The 2,131-nt window shown below is 43.4% G+C and carries 2 protein-coding genes; one reads left to right on the top strand and one right to left on the bottom strand.

All coding sequences use genetic code 11. The features are described 5' to 3' along the window. The first annotated feature begins 332 nt into the window (after positions 1-332). The gene (locus B3763_RS17545; RefSeq protein WP_286748186.1) at positions 333-1,367 is read left to right on the top strand and encodes a hypothetical protein; all 1,035 of its coding nucleotides are present in this window, start codon (positions 333-335) and stop codon (positions 1,365-1,367) included. Between the two features lie 71 nt (positions 1,368-1,438). Here the strand turns inward: B3763_RS17545 and B3763_RS17540 are convergent. Then, positions 1,439-2,131, bottom strand: a 693-nt coding sequence (locus B3763_RS17540; RefSeq protein WP_286748185.1) for an HAEPLYID family protein, incomplete at its 5' end; no start/stop codon positions are given.

Genomic DNA, 2,131 nt, shown 5'->3' with positions numbered 1-2,131 from the left:
GCGGATATTTTCCTTTGCGTATGTAAAGTTTTCAGAGGAAAATTCCGCAATGACGTCCTAGTCCTAAGGGGGACATTTTACTACTTCCTTACATCGAACTCAGGTTAAGTAAGTAAACCTAGAGGATGAATACCCAATCGAGATTCCCGGTCAAACTAAGAATAACCAACTTAGCCGACCTTTGAGACAGCTTTTTATTTCCACCATTCCATCAATGTGTAGGCACTTACTTCCCACTAACCCTAGCGTACTGCCGGGCTCAAAAGGCTAACGCACATTATTTTCATCTCGTGTACTTTACCTATAAGGCTAATTCACAGTATATTTAGCTAATGCGCCTTATTACTTTTCTACTTCTCACAGCACACTGCGTATGGGCTCAGTCTCCCCGTCTTTTGCCTTCGTTTGAGTCTTCTCACTTACAAGAAATATGGATAGATACCCAGTTGAAGGGGCAGCCTCAGGAGTTTAGCATCGAAGAGTATAACTACAACAGAGACTCTGCACGTCTGTATAAATCACCCATATCCAAACAATACTTTTATGAATTGGGCAGGCTCCGCAAGGTGGTTTTCAAAAAGACAGGCAGTCCTATCAAAACATACCTATACGATACCCACGGTCGAATAATTGAGCAACTTCGCACAGACTCTTTCGAGAGTATTCCCCGCATTACCTACACTTACAATGATGAAGATCTAACAGCTGAAGAGGTGGTGTATCGTGTCACTGGCACAGTTCACTCCAAAACCATACTCCGTTTCAACGATCGATTGCAGTTGATTTCCAAAGAAGAGTATCGTGGCACCCAACAGCTCAACCGATACTGGCTCTATGCCTACAACAGCCAGAACGATCTGGTGAGCGATGAATACTACGACATCGTGAGCAACACCGGTGTTTCGGCCAACACTAAGCCGGAAGAACCAAAGCCCAATTTACGCACAGAGATACTCTATACCTACGATACCCGGGGGCTTAGAACCACTGCTAAAACCTTAAAAAATGAACTGCTCCATTCCGTAAGCCATACCCGGCATTTTCCTGATTCTTTGGTCAACGAAACTGTTTATTACCAAGCCAGCGGCTGGCCATCAGAAAAGCTAGTAGAAATACACCACGACTCAGCCAGAGTGGTTATTAAAGGCTACTACAACACGGAAGACACGACCAGTTACAGGGCCCGGTTTAGGGAAATTTATGTATACAACGATTTGGTGGAGTACGAAAGCAGAACCTTAAAGGGCACCTTTGTAGACAGATACGCTACCTTTTACGAATATGATCACCTGGGCAATTGGATAAAGAAAACCACCTACAGTAATGGTGTGGTGCTTAAGGTGGAAGAACGCAGGATAAGGTATTAAAGTAATTGGGACATAAAAAACCGGAAGAAACCCTGCCTACATAGCTCCTTCCGGTCAATTAATGCATTGGGTTAATGATGTCTCTTTTTATTTTTAGTACGATGTCCGGGTTCCCAAATGAGTCTTACAAAGCTGCTAAACCGTTGGTTTTCTCGCTGTACAGGAATACCGGCCACAATTCCTACCAGAAGGTCTTCCGCCAATCCCAGCCGCATCTGAGGCCTTATGGTCATATCAAAATCGGCATGCCCTAAGGTTTTGTTAAACTCTATACCAATAAAATTTCTTGTGCCTGATATCATGTAATGAAAGCTGGTATTAATATCGTAGTGAGTAGTTACAGCCTTGCTCTCATACATTTGCTCAATCATTGGCCCGGTATATATAAGGGAATGAAAGTTATTTCCCCAGCGCTTTGCCACTACTAAAAACGGGTTGTAAATATTTCCTTTTACCAGGGGTTCTCCAAAGTTTCTAAAGTCAGACAATTCAAACTCATTGATATAGCCCAATGCCATAGAAGTAGCCCTCTTCTCACTTACCAGAAAGGTCCATTGAGCGGCCAGTTTCAGACTATTGAGCCGGTTAGAGGGCAACAGTTCGCGTGAGGTTCCATTTAGGGGTGTATAAAAAGTAAAAGGCAATTCTACCTCCAACCCCAGCCTGTCTACAGGAGCCCACTCATATTCCACAAGAGCTTCGTATGAATCGAAGTTCAAATTATCTGTAAGCCCAAGACCAATGTTCCATTCCTTTTCTCCTTT

The sequence above is a fragment of the Roseivirga sp. UBA1976 genome (assembly GCF_002336325.1).
Lineage (GTDB): Bacteria > Bacteroidota > Bacteroidia > Cytophagales > Cyclobacteriaceae > Roseivirga > Roseivirga thermotolerans.
This window is presented reverse-complemented; position numbering and strand designations above follow the sequence as displayed.

Bases quoted from the DNA above. Each gene is read 5' to 3' on its own strand.
- B3763_RS17545 (WP_286748186.1), top strand. From the start codon at position 333: ATGCGCCTTATTACTTTTCTACTTCTCACAGCACACTGCGTATGGGCT.